Genomic DNA, 16948 nt, shown 5'->3' with positions numbered 1-16948 from the left:
CATGGACAGCAGCACCAGACGGCAGGCGACCCGGCAGAAGCTCTACGAGGCCGCGGTGACGCTCATCGCCGAGCAGGGCTTCTCCGCCACCACCGTCGACGAGATCGCGGAGCGGGCCGGCGTCGCCAAGGGCACGGTCTACTACAACTTCAAGAGCAAGACCGAGCTGTTCGAGGAGTTGCTGCGGCACGGCGTCGGGCTGCTCACCGCCTCGCTGCGGGAGGCCGCCGACGCCACCCGCGCGCGCGGTGGCACCCGGGTCGAGGCGCTGGACGCGATGATCCGGGCGGGCCTGGAGTTCATCCACCTCTACCCGGCCTTCACCCAGCTGTACGTGGCGGAGCTGTGGCGCACCAACCGGGCCTGGCAGTCCACCTTGATGGTGGTGCGCCAGGACGCGGTGGCGGTGGTGGAGACGGTGCTGCGCGAGGCCGTCGCCGAGGGCGAGCTGAGCGAGGAGATCGACATCCCGCTGACCGCGGCGGCGCTGGTGGGGATGGTGCTGGTGGCGGCGCTGGACTGGCAGGCGTTCCAGAGCGAGCGCTCGCTGGACGATGTGCACGCGGCGCTGTCGCGCCTGCTGCACGGACGGGTCAGCGGTCGCTGAGACGCGCTACGCGCGCGTGGCCGTCGATGTGCCACGCGCGCGTACCCCGTTGGGAGGGGGGAGCCGCGCCGTTCCGCCGCCCCGTGTCGGCGGTCCGGACGCGTCTGCCCCCTCCGTGTGCTCCACTCTCCCGGCAGCGGGGGCGGGAGCCCATCCGTGCGACTACTCATCTCGTCCTCTGAGTACGGATACTCAGGCCGAAGTGCTCAACCCCGGCGGGGGGAAGTTCGGAGTGGCGACGATCACGTCCGTGTCCGTAGCCCTCTCGTCTTGACCGGCGGGAGTTGCGCGCGTCGTCGCGGGGACTGATCGTTCGCGGTCGGGGGCCTTTCCTGTTCCTGGAAAGCTGGACGCGCCCCTGCATCCCCGACGCCTACCGGGACAAGGGCCAGAGCCGCGCGAGCCATGCCCGGATGTGCTGGAATCAGCACATGCCAACCCGATGTTTCCGCTGGTCGGAGCCACTGTGAGTGTTCTTCCCCTCGTCTTCACCAGCGGCTGGGCCAGCGGGGTCAACGCCTACGCCGTGGTCCTGCTGCTCGGCGTCTTCGGTGCCACCGGCGTCAGCGACCAGGTGCCCGACGCGCTCCAGCGGCCGGACGTGCTGATCGCCGCCGGGGTGCTCTTCCTCTGCGAGGCCGTCGCCGACAAGATCCCGTACGTCGACTCGGTCTGGGACTCCGTGCACACGGTGATCCGGCCGGTCGCGGGCGCCGTGGTGGGCGCGCTGCTGGCCGGGCAGAGCGGCTCGCTCTCCGATCTGGCGGCGGGCGCGATCGGCGGCTCCACGGCGCTGACCAGCCATCTGGTGAAGGCCGGTACGCGGATGGCGGTGAACGCCTCGCCCGAGCCGTTCAGCAACATCGCGCTGAGCACGGCCGAGGACCTGGGCGTCGCCGGGATCATCAGTTTCGCGATCTTCCATCCGCTGGCGGCGGCGGTGATCGCGGCCGTGCTGCTGGTGCTGGGCGTGCTGATACTGGTCTTCCTGTGGAGCCGGATCCGCCGCTTCCGGCGCCGCCGAGCCCAGCGCCGCGAGGAGAAGCGGCTGGCCGCGGCCAGGGCGCCGCACCCCCGGGAGTAGGGCGCAAGGCCCAGGACCCGGCGTTGTCGGAGGCGGCGGATAAAGTCGTCGCCATGGCACGGATTGCGGTGATCGGCGCCGGGATGGGCGCCATGGCGACTGCCGCCCGGCTGGCCGTGGCAGGCCACCGGGTGACGGTGTACGAGCGCGCGTCGACGTACGGCGGAGCGCTGGGGCGGTACGAGAGGGACGGCTTCGTCTTCGACACCGGCCCCGGTCTGCTGCGCCTGCCCGCGGTCTACCGGGACCTGTTCCTCAAGACCGGCAAGGAGCCGCTGGAGGACCGCGTCGAGCTCATCCCGACCGACCCCGCCGCGCGCCACCTCTTCGCCGACGGCACGGCCCTCTCGCTGCCCAACGCCTCGCGCGCGGGCGTCGTCTCGGCGCTCGACGCGGCCCTCGGCGCGGGCGCGGGCGAGAAGTGGGGCGACTTCCTGGGGCGCGCGCGGGACGCCTGGGACCGCTCGCGCCGCCCGCTCCTGGAAGAGCCGCTGTGGCCCGACTGGCAGGTGCTGGCCCGCGATCCGTACCCGGCGCCCAGACAGCGCCGGCTGCTGCGCGCGCCCCGGCAGGCGGCCACGCTCGCCGAGGTCGGCGCCTGGGAGCTGGGCGACCCCCGCCTCGCCGCGCTCCTGACGAGCCACGCGCTGGCGGAGGGCCTGGACCCGCGCACGGCCCCGGCGAGCGCGGCCCTGCTCCCCTACCTGGAGCAGACCTTCGGCAGTTGGTACGTGCGCGGTGGCATGCGGGAGCTGGCGCGCGCGGTGTACGAGCGGTGTCTCGCGCGCCGGGTGACGTTCGTCTTCGACGCCGAGGTGGTGCGCGTCGTCGAGAAGGACGGCCGCGCGGCGGGGGTGGAGCTCGCCGCGGGCACCTCCCCGGCCGCGGGTTCGGTGGCCGAGGCCGATTCGGTGGTCCTGGGCGCCCAGCCCCGCGCCGGATCCGGCCCGCTGCGCGAGCGCGAGCCGTGGCAGGAGGGCGATGTGCGCCCGGCCGACGCGATGGCGCCGGGCCGCTTCACGGTGCTGCTCGCCCTGCGCGGCGGGCGCCCGGCGGACGCGGTGCACCGCACGGTGGTCCACTCCCCCGACCCGGCGCGGGAAGCCGCCGACGTCTTCACCACCCGCCGCCCCTCGATACGGCCCACGGTCACGGTGCTGCGCCCCGACGACCCGGCGACCCGTCCGGACGACGGCCACGAGGCGGTCACCCTGACGGCGACGGTGGCCCCCCAGGGCCCGGTCGACTGGACCGACCCCGAGGTCCGCGAGGGGTACGCGGACGCGCTGGTGGAGGCCGCCGGTGCGGCGCTGCCGGGGCTGCGCGAGCGGATCCTGTGGCGGGTGGTGCGCACCCCGGCCGACACGGAGGCCGAGACCGGCGCCCTGGGCGGCTCGGTCCCGGCGCCCTCGCTCGCCGGGGCCGGTGCGCGCCAGCTGCACCCGGGCAACCTCACGCGGCTGCCGGGCCTGTATCTGGCGGGCGGCTGGGCGCACCCGGGCGGCGGGCTGGCCCACGCCGGGATGTCGGGCGCGCTGGTCAGCGGTCTGATCGTGGAGGGCGACGACTTCCGCGGCTCGCAGTGAGCAGCCCGTGGCCGGGGCGGGCGCCGCGCTCGCGCCGCCGGGCTGCGGTGACCGGGGCTCAGTAGCGGTAGGGCTGCTGCTCGTTGGTGTGGCCCGGGCCGTATTCGCCGTTGCGCGGGTACGGCCCGTTCTGCTCCTCGCCGCCGTACGGGCGCTGCTCGCCGTCGCGCTGCTGCGGCACCCAGACGCCCCCGGGCGGGGTGTCCATGCCGTACTGCTGGGCGTAGGCGTCGCCGTAGGGCTGCTGGGGCGCGGTGTAGGTGTCGTAGCCGTACGCCTGGGTGGTGCCGCTGCCGATGTACGGGTCGGAGTAGGCGGCGTACTGCTGCTGCCCGGTGTCCGCGCCGTAGCCGTACTGGCCCGCGTACGGGTCGGCGTACTGCTGGCCGCCGGCGTCGTACTCGCCGTAGGGCTGCTGGACGCCGGTGTGGGCGCTCTCGGTGTACATGCCGTACTGGCCGGTCTCGTCGGGCAGTGGCAGCGGCTCGTGGACCGGGCCGGACGCCTGGGCGCCGGTCGAGTGCCCGCTCCCGGAGCCCAGCACGTCGTCGGCGTCGCGCTCGGCCGCGCCCTCCGCCTCGTACTGCATGTCGGAGACCTGGAGCACCGGGTCCTGGACCGGGGCCGCCTTGGCGCCCGCGCGGCGCCTGCGGCTGGCGCCCGGCCGCCCGCCGACCGACCAGCCGGTGGAGAAGCCCCGGCGGAAGGAGAGGGTGACGTACGTCTGGCCGACGGCGAAGGCGAGGGCGCCCAGGACGATCACGAAGACCGAGGGCAGCAGGACGCCGAGGACCACGCCCATGAAGCCCGCGAAGGCCAGCAGCCGCCAGCGCAGCCGCGCCTTGTACTGCAGGAGCACTTCGCCGAGCAGCCAGAGCGCGACGACGCCGAACGCGATGTAGAGGACCGCCCAGCCCATGTACGCCCCTCTCCCAACGGCCGCCGCCCCCTTGGCGGGACGGCCGGCCAGTACGCCATATGCGACTGATCAGGGCTGCTGGTGCAGACCCAGATTCTCGTAGATCTCGAGCGTCGCCGTGGAGTTGTTGAGGGTAATGAAGTGCAACCCGGGTACGCCATCGGCGAGCAGCCGCGCGCAGAACTCCGTGGCGAACTCGATGCCAATGGAGCGTACAGCGGCCGGATCGTCCTTGACGGCGAGGATCCGTTCTTTCAGCTCGGGCGGGAAGACGGCGTTGCTGAGCTGGGGCAGCCGTTCCAGCTGCTTCACGCTGGTGACGGGCATGACTTCGGGGATGATCGGGGTCGTGCACCCGGCCTCGGCCACCCGGTCGCGCAGCCGCAGATAGCTCTCGGGGCGGAAGAACATCTGGGTGATCGCGTAGTCCGCGCCCGCCCGGCACTTGTCGACGAAGTGGCGTACGTCGGCGTCCCAGTCGGCCGAGCGCGGATGCATCTCGGGGAAGGCGGCGACGCCGACGCAGAAGTCCCCGGACTCCTTGATCAGCTGGACCAGATCCGCCGCATAGGTGACACCCTCGGGGTGCTTGACCCAGTCACCCATCGGGTCGCCGGGCGGGTCGCCGCGGACCGCGAGGATGTTGCGGATGTCCGCGTCGGCGTACTGCCCGACCATGTTGCGCAGCTCGGCGACCGAGTGGCCGACCGCCGTGAGGTGGGCCACCGGGGTCAGGGTCGAGTCGGCCGCGATCTGCTCGGTCGCCTTGACCGTGCCCGAGCGGGTGGAGCCGCCCGCGCCGTAGGTGACGGAGACGAAACTCGGAGCGACGGCCTCCACCCGGCGCAGCGCGTTCCAGAGGTTCCGCTCGCCCTTCTCGGTCTTGGGCGCCCAGAACTCGAACGAGTACGTCGTCTCACCGGTCTCCAGCATCTCGCGCACGGTGCGCGCGCGATGTGTCCTGGTGGAAGCAGTGCCAAGGGCCATAGTGGCAGGTTAGCCACGCCGTGCCGGTCCCCCAAGACGGGTGGAACAATTTGTCTTGATTGCCGGACTCTTGTCCACCCCTCGGACAGCGGCCCGCTAGCGGGCCATCGCGCGTTCACGCACGCGCTTCGCCAGGTTCGCCGTCGCCGCCGCCGGGTCGTCGGCCTCGGTGATCGCGCGCACGACCACGATCCGGTCCGCTCCCGCGTCCAGGACCTGGTCCAGGTTGGCCGCGTCGATGCCGCCGATGGCGAACCAGGGGCGGGGGGTGGCGAGGGCGGCCGTGTGGCGCACCAGGTCCAGGCCCGGGGCGTGGCGGCCCGGCTTGGTGGGGGTCGGCCAGCAGGGGCCGGTGCAGAAGTAGTCCACGCCCGGCTCGGCGGCGGCGGCCTCGGCCTCCGCCTCCGAGTGCGTGGAACGGCCGATCAGGACCTCGTCGCCGAGGATCGCGCGGGCGGCCGGGACCGGCAGGTCGCCCTGGCCCAGGTGCAGCACGTCGGCGCCGGCGGCGTGGGCCACGTCCGCCCGGTCGTTGACCGCGAGCAGCTTTCCGTGGCGGCGGCAGGCGTCGGCGAGGACGGCCAGGTGCGCCAGCTCCTCGGCGGCCTCCATGCCCTTGTCCCGCAGCTGGACGATGTCCACGCCGGAGGACAGCACCGCGTCCAGGAAGGCGGGCAGGTCGCCCTGGCGCCTGCGCGCGTCGGTGCACAGGTAGAGCCGGGCGTCGGCGAGCTGCTCTCTGGCCGTGGGCATGGCGGGTCCCCCGTTGGGTCCGGTGCGGGCACGGACCGGCCGGTCCGGTCCGTGCCCCACTGTCGGCGATCAGGTCAGACGGCGAGCGCCTGAGCGCGGCGCTTCACCTCCGTGCCGCGATTCTCGCTCAGTGCCTGCGCGGGGGTGCCGGGCAGGGTCGGGTCGGGGGTGAAGAGCCACTCCAGCATTTCCTGGTCGGAGTAGCCGTCGTCCCGCAGCAGGGTGAGGGTGCCGGTGAGGCCCTTCACCACCTTGTCGCCGTCGATGAAGGCGGCGGGCACCTGCAGCGTCCGGTTCTCACCGCGGCGCACGGCGATCAGCTGGCCCTCCTTCACCAGCTGCCGCACGCGCGTCACCTCGACATCGAGCATTTCGGCGATGTCGGGGAGGTGGAGCCAGGCGGGGACGAGAGCATCGGTTTTTGCGTCAATCTCGGTCACGGGACAAGCGTGCCATCCCGGACTGACACTCGGTAGCCGGAGCTCAGCCGACCGCGGTCTTGAGGGGCACGGAGGGGTCGGCCGCGCGGACCGGATCCAGCCGCGCACCGGCCTCGATGAGCTTGCGGCCCTGCGCCAGATCGCGCGGCCGGCCGACCGCCAGCAGGGCGACCAGCACCCCCTCGCGCAGCCAGCACACCGTCCAGGCGGCGCCGGAGGGCTCGCCCCGCCACAGCAGCCGGTCGGCGCCGCCGTGGTGGCCGACGTACTGCACGAACCTGCCGAACTGCTCGGACCAGAAGTAGGGCACCGGGTCGTACGGGCGCACCGCCTCGCCGACGATGTCGGCGGCGACCGTGCGCGGCCCCTGGAGCGCGTTGTCCCAGTGGTGGATGAGCAGCCGCTCCCCGTACCTTCCCGAGGGGAAGGAGGCGCAGTCGCCGACCGCGTAGACGTCGGGGAGCGAGGTGCGCAGCCGGTCGTCGGCGGTGATGGCGCCCTCCGGGCCGCGCTCGATGCCGGCGCCCTCCAGCCAGTCGGTGGTGGGGCGGGCGCCGATGCCCACCACGACCGCGTCGGCGGGCAGCCGTCGGCCATCGGCGAGCACCACGGCGCCGGGCTCCAGGGCCGCCACGCGCGCGCGGGTGAGCAGTTCGGCGCCACTCTCCGCGTACCAGTGGGCCATCGGCGCGGTGACCTCGGCGGGCAGCGCCCCGGCCAGCGGCCGGTCCGCCGCCTCGACGACGGTGACCGCGCAGCCCGCCTCGCGCGCGGCGGTGGCGAACTCGGCGCCGATCCAGCCCGCCCCGACGACCACGACCCGGCGCTGGGCGCCCAGGACCGCGCGCAGCCGTCCGGCGTCGTCCAGGGTGCGCAGCAGATGGACGTCCGGCATCTCCGAGGCGCCGGGCAGGGTGATCGGTTCGGCGCCGGAGGCGATCACCAGGGTGTCGTAGCGGACCGGTCCGGCCTCGGTGTCGACCTCGTGCTCACGCGCGCGTACGCCCAGCGCGCTGCGGCCCAGCCGCAGCTCGACCCCGAGCCCCTCGAAGTCCACCTCGAAGGCCGAGCCCTCGGCCTTGCCGAGCAGCACCGCCTTGGAGAGCGGGGGCCGGTCGTACGGCTGGTGGGGCTCGGCGCCGATGAGGGTGATCCGGCCGGGGAAGCCCTGTTCGCGCAGGGCCACCGCGGTCTGCACCCCGGCCATGCCCGCGCCGACGACGACCACGTGCCGCTGTTCCGAATGCGTCTGCTTTTCGCTCACCCGATCACCATAAACATCTGACTGTTCGTCAGGAAACCGGTCACGCGTTAGCCTGGCGCACGTACAAGCACTCGCGGGAGCCCGGACGCACCGGGCTGAGAGGGAGGCTGCAGCGGCCTCCGACCGTACGAACCTGATCCGGGTCATGCCGGCGAAGGGAGGGGCTGGACGCCCATGCATTCATCCCAGGACGGGACACATCCCCCGGGGGCGGACGTACTGGTGGTGGGAGGCGGCATCATCGGCCTCGTCACGGCCTGGCGCGCCGCGCAGCGCGGTCTGCGCACCGCGCTCGCCGACCCCGAACCGGGCGGCGGGGCCGCCCAGGTGGCGGCCGGCATGCTCGCCGCCGTCACCGAACTGCACTACGGCGAGGAGACGCTGCTCGGCCTCAACCTGGCCTCCGCCCGGCGCTATCCGGACTTCGTGGCCGAGCTGGAGCAGGCGGCCGGAACGGCGACCGGCTACCGCGCCTGCGGCACCCTCGCGGTGGCCCTGGACGCCGACGACCGCGCCCACCTGCGCGAACTGCACGCCCTCCAGCAGCGCTCCGGCCTCGACTCGCAGTGGCTGACCGGCCGCGAGTGCCGTCGGCTGGAACCGATGCTGGCCCCCGGGGTGCGCGGCGGGCTCCGGGTCGACGGCGACCACCAGATCGACCCGCGCCGCCTGGCGAAGGCCCTGGTCACCGCCTGTGAGCGGGCCGGTGTGCGGTTCCACCGCCGCTGGGCCGAACGGCTCTCGGTGGTCCGCGGGCGGGCCACCGGCGCGGTGCTGGACGACGGCACCGCCCTCGCCGCCGGGCAGGTCGTGCTCGCGGGCGGCAGCCTCAGCGGCCGGCTCGCGGGCGTCCCGCCCGAGCTGCTGCCGCCGGTGCGGCCGGTCAAGGGCCAGGTGCTGCGGCTGACCGTGCCGCCCGCCTACGCCCCCTTCTTGTCCCGCACGGTGCGCGCGGTGGTCCGGGGCAGCCACGTCTACCTGGTGCCGCGCGCCAGCGGCGAACTCGTCGTCGGCGCGACCAGCGAGGAGCTGGGCTGGGACACCACCGTCACCGCGGGCGGGGTGTACGAGCTGCTGCGCGACGCGCACGAGCTGGTGCCCGGCATCACCGAGCTGCCGCTCACCGAGACCCGCGCCGGGCTGCGCCCCGCCTCCCCCGACAACGCGCCGCTGCTCGGCCCGACCGCGCTGCCCGGCCTCCATCTGGCCACCGGCCACTACCGCAACGGGGTGCTGCTCACACCGGTGACCGGCGACGTCCTGGCGCACGTCCTGGCCACCGGCGAACTGCCCGCCGAGGCCCGCCCCTTCACCCCCCGCCGCTTCACCTCCGCCCCGGCGGAGTCCGTACCGCAGGAGCTGCCCGTATGACCGCCTCCCCGACGACCGTCTCCGTGAACGGCGAGGCGCGCGACCTCGCCGCGGGCACCACCCTCGCCGCCCTCGTCGCCACCCTGACGCCCGCGCCCGCCGGGGTCGCCGCCGCCGTCAACGAGACGGTCGTGCCGCGCGGCGAGTGGGCCGCGACCACGCTCGGCCACGGCGACCGCGTCGAGGTCCTGACCGCCGTCCAGGGGGGCTGAACCATGGCCGACGACCTGTTCACCCTCGGCGGTACGACCTTCACCTCGCGCCTGATCATGGGCACCGGCGGGGCGCCCAGCCTGGACGTCCTGGAGCGGTCCCTGACCGCCTCCGGCACCGAGCTGACGACGGTGGCGATGCGCCGCCTCGACCCGACCGTCCAGGGCTCGGTCCTGTCCGTACTGGAGAAGCTCGGCATCGCCGTACTGCCGAACACGGCGGGCTGCTTCACGGCCGGGGAGGCGGTGCTGACCGCCCGCCTCGCGCGCGAAGCGCTCGGCACCGACTGGGTCAAGCTGGAGGTGGTGGCCGACGAGCGCACCCTGCTGCCCGACCCGATCGAGCTCCTGGACGCGGCGGAAGTGCTGGTGGACGACGGTTTCACCGTGCTGCCGTACACCAACGACGACCCGGTCCTGGCCAGGAAGCTGGAGGACGTGGGGTGCGCGGCGATCATGCCGCTCGGCTCGCCCATCGGCTCCGGCCTCGGCATCCGCAACCCGCACAACTTCGAGCTGATCGTCGACCGCGCCACGGTCCCGGTCGTCCTCGACGCGGGCGCGGGCACCGCCTCGGACGCGGCGCTCGCCATGGAGCTCGGCTGCTCGGCGGTGATGCTCGCGTCCGCCGTCACGCGCGCGCAGGAGCCGGTCGTGATGGCCGAGGCGATGCGGTACGCGGTGGAGGCGGGGCGGCTCGCGTACCGGGCGGGGCGGATCCCCCGGCGCCACTTCGCCGAGGCGTCCTCGCCGGTGGAGGGCCGCGCGGCCCTGGACCCGGAGCGCCCGGCGTTCTGAGGCCGCGCCCGCGGGCCGGGGCCTGCCCGCCGGCCCGCGGGCGGAAAGCGGCCCGAACCGGTCCGCACCCACGGCGCCGCGTCACAGCTCGGCTGCAGTACGGCCCCGGAAACCCCCCGGGGCGGCGGGGCTGTCCGTGGCCGCTCGTAGACTCTCCTGCGTGGATACGACCCTTCAGGACCCCCTCGTCGGGCAGGTGCTCGACGGCCGCTACCGAGTCGAGGCGCGCATCGCCGTCGGCGGTATGGCCACGGTCTACCGGGCCGTCGACACCCGGCTCGACCGCGTCCTCGCCCTCAAGGTGATGCACCCGGGGCTCGCCGCCGACGGCTCCTTCGTGGAGCGGTTCATCCGCGAGGCCAAGTCCGTGGCCCGGCTCGCGCACCCCAATGTGGTCGGCGTCTTCGACCAGGGCACCGACGGCGGGTACGTCTACCTGGCGATGGAGTACGTGGCGGGCTGCACCCTGCGCGACGTGCTGCGCGAGCGCGGCGCCCTGCAGCCCCGGGCCGCCCTCGACATCCTGGAGCCGGTCCTGGCCGCCCTCGGCGCCGCCCACCGCGCCGGGTTCGTCCACCGGGACATGAAGCCGGAGAACGTCCTGATAGGGGACGACGGCCGGGTCAAGGTCGCCGACTTCGGCCTGGTCCGGGCGGTGGACGCGGTCACCAGCACCACCGGCGGCGTCCTCGGCACCGTCTCCTACCTGGCCCCCGAGCAGATCGAGCAGGGCACCGCCGACACCCGCGCCGACGTCTACGCGTGCGGGGTCGTGCTCTACGAGATGCTGACCGGCGCCAAGCCGCACACCGGGGACACCCCGGCCCAGATCCTCTACGCCCATCTGCACGAGGGCGTGCCCGCGCCCTCCGCCGCCGTCCCCGGCCTCGCCGTCGAGCTCGACGACCTGGTGGCCTCGGCCACCGCCCGCAACCCCGAGGCGCGCCCGCACGACGCGGTGGGACTGCTGGCGCAGGCCCGCGAGGCCCGGGCCGCGCTCGGCGACGAACAACTGGACGCGGTGCCCCCGGCGGCCCACCAGTCGTCCGCCACCACGGGCTCCGAGGACCGTACGAGCGTGATCCCGCGCGCGGTGGCCACCCCGCCCCGGGGCGCCGCGCACCGCGCGGGCGCCTCCCCGCTGCCGGACGAGCAGGAGCCCGTCAACCGCACCACCAGGCTGACCATGCCGCCGCCCGAGCCGCAGCCGGCCCGTCGGCGCACCGGGCGGCCCCGGTTCGTGCTGAACCAGCGGCGCGGTCTGCTCGCGCTGGTCGTCGCCCTGCTGCTGGCCCTCGGCGTGGGCGCCGGGGTCTGGTACATCAACTCCGGCCAGTTCACCCATGTGCCCGCGGTCATCGGCCAGAGCGAGGACACGGCCAAGAAGCGGCTCTCGGACGCCGGTCTCGGCGTGAAGAAGGTCGAGCACCGCTTCAGCGACACCGTCCGGCGGGGCACGGTCATCGAGACCGACCCGGAGACGGGCGCGCGGGTACGGGGCAACGCCTCGGTGACCGTGGTGATCTCCCAGGGGCCCGAGACCGTCAAGGTCCCGGACGTGACGGGCAAGCCGCTGGACGACGCCAAGAAGGCGCTGTCCGACGCCGGGCTGGCCCCGGGCGCGATCAGCGAGGAGTTCAACGAGGACACCGACCAGGGCTCGGTCGTGCGCACCGACCCCTCGGGCGGCACCCGGCGCCGGGCGGACTCCGCGGTCGCGCTGGTCGTCAGCAAGGGCGCGGCGATCGAGGTCCCGGGGGTCGTGGGCGACTCGGTGGCGGACGCCACCTCCGCCCTCAAGGACGCGGGGCTGGAGGTGCGGGTCGCCGCCGACCAGGTCAACTCGCCGCAGGAGGCGGGCAGCGTCGCCGCGCAGTCCGCTCCCGAGAACGCCCAGCTCGCCAAGGGCGACACGGTCACGCTCACCGTCTCCAAGGGCCCCCGGATGGTCACCGTGCCCAAGGTGACCGGCGAGAAGGCCGGCCAGGCGCAGAAGGAGCTGGAGGCGGCCGGTTTCAAGGTCAAGGTCGACCGCGGCTTCCCCTTCCTCAGCGACGAGGTCTCCAGCCAGTCCGTCGACGGCGGCGCCCAGGCGCCGGAGGGCTCCACGATCACCATCAAGACCAAGGGACTCTGAACCACCCCATGCGCAACCCCATCGGCGGCCACGTCCCCGTGGCCGGCGGCCTCGCCACGGTCGGGCTCGGCTACGCGCGCGAGATCGGCGCCGAGACCGTCCAGGTCTTCGTCGCCAATCCGCGCGGCTGGGCCACTCCCCCCGGCAACCCGGCCCAGGACGAGAAGTTCCGCGCGCAGTGCGCGGCCGAGGGCGTCTCCGCGTACGTCCACGCCCCGTATCTGATCAACTTCGGCTCGCACACCGAGGCGACCGTCGAGAAGTCCGTGGAGTCGATGCGGCACTCGCTGCGCCGGGGCCGCGAGATCGGCGCGCTCGGGGTGGTGGTGCACACCGGCTCCGCGACCGGCGGGCGTCCGCGCGCCGAGGCGCTGGCGCAGGTGCGCGAGCGGCTGCTGCCGGTCCTGGACGAGCTGACGCACGACGACGACCCGTTCCTGCTGCTGGAGTCGACGGCCGGGCAGGGCTCCTCGCTCTGCTCGCGGACCTGGGACTTCGGTCCGTACTTCGAGGCGCTGGACGCCCACCCGAGGCTCGGCGTCTGTCTGGACACCTGCCACATCCACGCGGCCGGGCACGACCTGGCCGGGCCGGGCGGGGCCGCGCAGACCCTGGACCTGCTGGTGGAGACGGTGGGCGAGGGGCGGCTGAAGCTGATCCACGCCAATGACTCCAAGGAGGCGGTGGGCTCGCACCTGGACCGGCACATGAACATCGGGGCCGGTCACATCGGCGCCGAGCCGTTCCGCGAGCTGCTGGCGCATCCGGCGATGGAGGGGGTCCCGGTGGTCATCGAGACGCCCGGCGGCAAGGAGGGACAGGCGGCGGACATCGCGCTGCTGAAATCGCTGCGCCCTTGATCCTTCTCCTTGATCCCCCCTCTTGAGGAATACCCCTGGGGGGTATACCGTTCCTGTCATCGGCAGGAACGGTCATCCGGCGTTGGGGGAAGTCATGCAGCACGAGGCGCACACGCACACCGAGCACGGCCACCACGAGCACGGCGAGCACGAGGGCCACGGCGGTCACGCGGGACATGAAGGTCACGTTGGCCACGACAGCCACACCGGCCACGAAGGCCATGTCGACCACACCAGTCACGCGGGGCACGAGGGTCACACCGGCCACCACCAGCACGGCGACGCCCACACCGGCGCCCACGCCCACCACGGTCACGGCGGCGGCAAGGTCAGCTGGTCCATGGCGGCCCAGGCCACCCTGCACTGCCTCACCGGATGCGCCATCGGCGAGGTGCTCGGAATGATCGTGGGAACCGCGTTCGGCTGGGGCAACATGCCGACGATGGTGCTCGCCATCGTCCTGGCCTTCTTCTTCGGCTACTCGCTCACCCTGCGCGGCATCACCAGGGCCGGCGTCGACTTCCGCACCGCGTTCAAGGTCGCGCTCGCCGCCGACACCCTCTCGATCGCCGTCATGGAGCTGATCGACAACGGGGTGATCGCGCTCTGGCCGGCCGCCATGGACGCGACCCTCTCGGACGCGCTGTTCTGGGGCTCGCTGGTGGTCTCGCTGGCGCTCGCCTTCGTGATCACCACACCGGTCAACAAGTGGATGATCGGTCGCGGCAAGGGACACGCGGTGGTCCACCAGTACCACCACTGATCACCGCGGCCACGCGCGTACCGGCCGTACCGCACGCAGCAGGACTCAGAGCTCGGGGCCGTCCCCGGGCTCTTCCTGGTACGAGTAGCGCTGCTCGCGCCAGGGGTCGCCCACGTTGTGGTAGCCCCGCTCCTCCCAGAAGCCCCGCCGGTCCGCCGTCATGTACTCGATGCCCCGGACCCACTTGGGCCCCTTCCAGGCGTACAGGTGCGGGACCACGAGCCGGACCGGGAAGCCGTGCTCGGCGGTCAGCAGCTCACCGCCCTTGTGGGTGGCGAAGACCGTGCGGTCGGAGAGGAAGTCGGAGAGCCGCAGGTTCGAGCTGAAGCCGTACTCGGCCCAGACCATCACATGGGTGACATCGGGGGCGGGGGGCGCCAGCTCGGCGACCGTACGGGCGAGGATTCCGCCCCATTCGGCCCCCAGCATCGAGAACTTCGTGACACAGTGAAGATCCGCGACGACCGTGTCGAACGGCAGGGCCGTGAACTCCTGGTGGTTCCAGCAGTGCTTGTCGCCGTCGGCGGTCGCGCCGAACACCCGGAACTCCCAGCGCTCCGGCTTGAACCTGGGGACCGGGCCGTAGTGCGTCACGGGCCAGCCGCGCTGGAGCCGCTGCCCCGGGGGAAGCTCCGGCTGCGCTGCTTCCCGTTGCTCCGGGCTTTCCGGCTGACCCATGCCTCCATGGTGACAGACGGCGAGGGGTGGTCATGACCAGGTGCGTCCCTATTCGGGCAACTCCTACTAAGCGTGCACTTACTGGACGGCCTTTGCGCGCGGTGCGAGGATGCGCGCGAATCTGCCGCCCACCCGTGTGGAAGGAGCCTCTGCGATGCAGGGCGACCCCGAGGTCCTCGAATTCCTCAACGAGCAGCTGACCGGCGAGCTGACCGCGATCAACCAGTACTGGCTGCACTACCGCATCCAGGACAACAAGGGCTGGACGAAGCTCGCGAAGTACACCCGCGAAGAGTCCATCGACGAGATGAAGCACGCGGACAAGCTCACCGAGCGCATCCTCATGCTCGACGGGCTGCCGAACTACCAGCGGCTCTTCCACGTGCGGGTCGGCCAGACGATCACCGAGATGTTCCAGGCGGACCGCCAGGTGGAGGTCGAGGCGATCGACCGGCTCCGGCGGGGCATCGAGGTCATGCGCGGCAAGGGCGACGTGACGTCGGCGCGGCTCTTCGAGGAGATCCTGGAGGACGAGGAGCACCACATCGACTACCTCGACACCCAGCTGGAGCTGATCGAGACGCTGGGCGAGGCGCTCTACATCGCGCAGCTGGTGGAGCAGCCGGAGGGCTGAGCCCCGACGACGGGGTCGCGGGCCCGGGGCGCGCGGGGACCGACCGGTCCTAGGCCGCTTCCGCCAGCCCCTGGTCGGTGGCGGCGAGCACCGTGGCGATCTCGCCCTTCTCCAGCAGCTCGCGGCGGGGGCAGGCGCCCCGGCCGAGCAGGCCCTGGATGGTGCGCACACAGGAGCCGCAGTCGGTGCCGGCCTTGGTGGCCGAGGCGATCTGGCGCGGTGTGCAGGCACCGGCCGCCGCGTGCTCCTTGACCTGCTTGTCGGTGATCCCGAAGCAAGAGCAGACGTACACGCGGTTCACCTCCCGGGCGGGAAACGATCGGACGAGCCATCCCCATTTCGGTGAGGCTTACCTAACCGTACCCAAAGTTAGGGTGACCTTAAAGTCCTGGGGACGACTGTGGGGCGCGGATCACAGATCCGCGCCCCACGGCTCGTACGAAGCTACCTACTGATCACCGCTCACTGGTCGCGGTACATCTCCGCCACCAGGAACGCCAGGTCCAGGGACTGGCTGCGGTTGAGGCGGGGGTCGCAGGCCGTCTCGTAGCGCTGGTGCAGGTCGTCGACGAAGATCTCGTCGCCGCCGCCCACGCACTCGGTGACGTCGTCACCGGTGAGCTCGACGTGGATGCCGCCCGGGTGGGTGCCGAGGGCCTTGTGGACCTCGAAGAAGCCCTTGACCTCGTCGAGCACGTCGTCGAAGCGGCGGGTCTTGTGGCCGGAGGCGGCCTCGAAGGTGTTGCCGTGCATCGGGTCGGTGACCCAGGCGACGGTGGCGCCGGAGGCGGTGACCTTCTCGACCAGCTCGGGGAGCTTGTCGCGGACCTTGTCGGCGCCCATGCGGACGATGAAGGTCAGCCGGCCCGGCTCGCGGTCCGGGTCGAGGCGGTCGATGTAGGTGAGCGCGTCGTCCACGGTGGTGGTCGGGCCCAGCTTGATCCCGATCGGGTTGGCGATGCGCGAGGCGAACTCGATGTGCGCGTGGTCCAGCTGGCGGGTGCGCTCACCGATCCAGACCATGTGGCCGGAGGTGTCGTACAGCTTCCCGGTGCGGGAGTCCGTACGGGTGAGGGCGCCCTCGTAGTCGAGCAGCAGCGCCTCGTGCGAGGCGTAGAACTCGACGGCCTTGAACTCGGCCGGGTCGGTGCCGCACGCCTTCATGAAGTTCAGTGCGTTGTCGATCTCGCGGGCGAGCTGCTCGTAGCGCTGGCCGGACGGGGACGACTTCACGAAGTCCTGGTTCCAGGCGTGCACCTGGCGCAGGTCGGCGTAGCCGCCGGTGGTGAAGGCGCGGACCAGGTTCAGCGTGGAGGCGGACGCGTGGTACATCCGCTTCAGGCGCTCGGGGTCCGGGACGCGGGCGGCCTCGGTGAAGTCGAAGCCGTTGACGGAGTCGCCGCGGTAGGTGGGCAGGGTCACGCCGTCGCGGGTCTCGGTGCCCTTGGAGCGCGGCTTCGAGTACTGCCCGGCGATCCGGCCGACCTTGACGACGGGCACGGAGGCCGCGTACGTCAGCACGGCGCTCATCTGGAGGAGGGTCTTGAGCTTGGCCCGGATGTGATCTGCCGACACGGCGTCGAACGCCTCGGCGCAGTCGCCGCCCTGGAGCAGGAACGCCTCGCCCTTGGCGACGGCCCCCATCCGGGCGCGCAGCTGGTCGCACTCGCCCGCGAAGACGAGCGGCGGATACGACTCGAGGTCCGCGATCACATCGCGCAGAGCCTCGGCATCGGGGTACTCGGGCTGCTGCGCCGCGGGAAGGTCACGCCAGGTGTTTACGTTCACGGTCACCTCCACAACCTTACGGGGTCCCCCAAGCGGTCCACCCCCATGCCCACCTGATGAGACACGC

At 72.8% G+C, this 16948-nt stretch carries 18 protein-coding genes and 1 riboswitch; of the genes, 10 read left to right on the top strand and 8 right to left on the bottom strand.

Annotated features, from left to right (window positions below; translation table 11 throughout):
* Nucleotide 1: 1 nt before the first annotated feature.
* The 3 genes from AB5J87_RS25635 to AB5J87_RS25625 all read left to right on the top strand — a co-directional run bounded on the left by AB5J87_RS25635 (nucleotide 2) and on the right by AB5J87_RS25625 (nucleotide 3277).
* Complete coding sequence (locus AB5J87_RS25635) at nucleotides 2-607, top strand: TetR/AcrR family transcriptional regulator (RefSeq protein ID WP_369379637.1); 606 nt, start codon at nucleotides 2-4, stop codon at nucleotides 605-607.
* 466 nt (nucleotides 608-1073) lie between these two features.
* Nucleotides 1074-1691: a DUF4126 domain-containing protein gene (locus AB5J87_RS25630; RefSeq protein WP_369379636.1), complete on the top strand. Its 618-nt coding sequence runs from the start codon at nucleotides 1074-1076 to the stop codon at nucleotides 1689-1691.
* Between the two features lie 53 nt (nucleotides 1692-1744).
* Nucleotides 1745-3277: a phytoene desaturase family protein gene (locus AB5J87_RS25625; protein ID WP_369379634.1), complete on the top strand. Its 1533-nt coding sequence runs from the start codon at nucleotides 1745-1747 to the stop codon at nucleotides 3275-3277.
* A gap of 58 nt (nucleotides 3278-3335) precedes the next feature.
* Here the strand turns inward: AB5J87_RS25625 and AB5J87_RS25620 are convergent, their stop codons facing one another.
* The 5 genes from AB5J87_RS25620 to AB5J87_RS25600 all read right to left on the bottom strand — a co-directional run bounded on the left by AB5J87_RS25620 (nucleotide 3336) and on the right by AB5J87_RS25600 (nucleotide 7640).
* Nucleotides 3336-4196, bottom strand: coding sequence for a hypothetical protein (locus tag AB5J87_RS25620; RefSeq protein WP_369379633.1), 861 nt, complete (start codon nucleotides 4194-4196; stop codon nucleotides 3336-3338).
* A 69-nt stretch (nucleotides 4197-4265) separates the two neighbouring features.
* On the bottom strand, nucleotides 4266-5183 hold the full coding sequence (gene metF, locus AB5J87_RS25615; RefSeq protein ID WP_369379631.1) for a methylenetetrahydrofolate reductase [NAD(P)H]: 918 nt from the start codon (nucleotides 5181-5183) through the stop codon (nucleotides 4266-4268).
* A gap of 96 nt (nucleotides 5184-5279) precedes the next feature.
* Nucleotides 5280-5936, bottom strand: coding sequence for a thiamine phosphate synthase (gene thiE, locus AB5J87_RS25610; RefSeq protein WP_369379629.1), 657 nt, complete (start codon nucleotides 5934-5936; stop codon nucleotides 5280-5282).
* A gap of 74 nt (nucleotides 5937-6010) precedes the next feature.
* Nucleotides 6011-6376, bottom strand: a complete 366-nt coding sequence (locus AB5J87_RS25605) for an Rv2175c family DNA-binding protein (protein ID WP_369379627.1) — start codon at nucleotides 6374-6376, stop codon at nucleotides 6011-6013.
* A gap of 43 nt (nucleotides 6377-6419) precedes the next feature.
* The gene (locus AB5J87_RS25600) at nucleotides 6420-7640 is read right to left on the bottom strand and encodes an NAD(P)/FAD-dependent oxidoreductase (RefSeq protein ID WP_369379625.1); all 1221 of its coding nucleotides are present in this window, start codon (nucleotides 7638-7640) and stop codon (nucleotides 6420-6422) included.
* Nucleotides 7641-7703: 63 nt separating this feature from the next.
* A riboswitch (TPP riboswitch) is annotated at nucleotides 7704-7817 on the top strand.
* On the opposite strand from AB5J87_RS25600, the gene thiO reads away from it, so the two are divergent.
* The 6 genes from thiO to AB5J87_RS25570 all read left to right on the top strand — a co-directional run bounded on the left by thiO (nucleotide 7815) and on the right by AB5J87_RS25570 (nucleotide 13781).
* Nucleotides 7815-9011, top strand: coding sequence for a glycine oxidase ThiO (gene thiO / locus AB5J87_RS25595; protein ID WP_369379624.1), 1197 nt, complete (start codon nucleotides 7815-7817; stop codon nucleotides 9009-9011). It overlaps the preceding riboswitch by 3 nt.
* Nucleotides 9008-9223 (top strand): sulfur carrier protein ThiS, encoded by a 216-nt coding sequence (thiS, locus tag AB5J87_RS25590; RefSeq protein ID WP_369379623.1) that lies wholly within the window; start codon nucleotides 9008-9010, stop codon nucleotides 9221-9223. Before thiO ends, thiS begins: the two co-directional genes overlap by 4 nt.
* 3 nt (nucleotides 9224-9226) lie before the next feature.
* Nucleotides 9227-10021, top strand: coding sequence for a thiazole synthase (locus AB5J87_RS25585; protein ID WP_369379621.1), 795 nt, complete (start codon nucleotides 9227-9229; stop codon nucleotides 10019-10021).
* 160 nt (nucleotides 10022-10181) lie between these two features.
* Nucleotides 10182-12158 (top strand): Stk1 family PASTA domain-containing Ser/Thr kinase, encoded by a 1977-nt coding sequence (gene pknB, locus AB5J87_RS25580; protein WP_369379620.1) that lies wholly within the window; start codon nucleotides 10182-10184, stop codon nucleotides 12156-12158.
* Between the two features lie 8 nt (nucleotides 12159-12166).
* Nucleotides 12167-13018, top strand: a complete 852-nt coding sequence (locus AB5J87_RS25575) for a deoxyribonuclease IV (protein ID WP_369379618.1) — start codon at nucleotides 12167-12169, stop codon at nucleotides 13016-13018.
* Nucleotides 13019-13358: 340 nt separating this feature from the next.
* Nucleotides 13359-13781, top strand: a complete 423-nt coding sequence (locus AB5J87_RS25570; protein ID WP_369383668.1) for a DUF4396 domain-containing protein — start codon at nucleotides 13359-13361, stop codon at nucleotides 13779-13781.
* A 45-nt stretch (nucleotides 13782-13826) separates the two neighbouring features.
* On the opposite strand, the gene AB5J87_RS25565 is transcribed toward AB5J87_RS25570, so the two are convergent.
* Nucleotides 13827-14459 (bottom strand): sulfite oxidase-like oxidoreductase, encoded by a 633-nt coding sequence (locus AB5J87_RS25565; protein WP_369379617.1) that lies wholly within the window; start codon nucleotides 14457-14459, stop codon nucleotides 13827-13829.
* A 154-nt stretch (nucleotides 14460-14613) separates the two neighbouring features.
* On the opposite strand from AB5J87_RS25565, the gene bfr reads away from it, so the two are divergent.
* The gene (bfr, locus tag AB5J87_RS25560) at nucleotides 14614-15093 is read left to right on the top strand and encodes a bacterioferritin (protein WP_369379615.1); all 480 of its coding nucleotides are present in this window, start codon (nucleotides 14614-14616) and stop codon (nucleotides 15091-15093) included.
* 49 nt (nucleotides 15094-15142) lie between these two features.
* On the opposite strand, the gene AB5J87_RS25555 is transcribed toward bfr, so the two are convergent.
* Both AB5J87_RS25555 and AB5J87_RS25550 read right to left on the bottom strand, forming a co-directional pair.
* Nucleotides 15143-15385, bottom strand: coding sequence for a bacterioferritin-associated ferredoxin (locus AB5J87_RS25555; protein ID WP_369379613.1), 243 nt, complete (start codon nucleotides 15383-15385; stop codon nucleotides 15143-15145).
* 170 nt (nucleotides 15386-15555) lie between these two features.
* On the bottom strand, nucleotides 15556-16893 hold the full coding sequence (locus AB5J87_RS25550; protein ID WP_369379611.1) for a class II 3-deoxy-7-phosphoheptulonate synthase: 1338 nt from the start codon (nucleotides 16891-16893) through the stop codon (nucleotides 15556-15558).
* Nucleotides 16894-16948 lie beyond the last annotated feature (55 nt).

Origin of the sequence: Streptomyces sp. cg36, assembly GCF_041080675.1 — a bacterium.
Taxonomy (GTDB): Bacteria; Actinomycetota; Actinomycetes; order Streptomycetales; family Streptomycetaceae; genus Streptomyces.
This window is presented reverse-complemented; position numbering and strand designations above follow the sequence as displayed.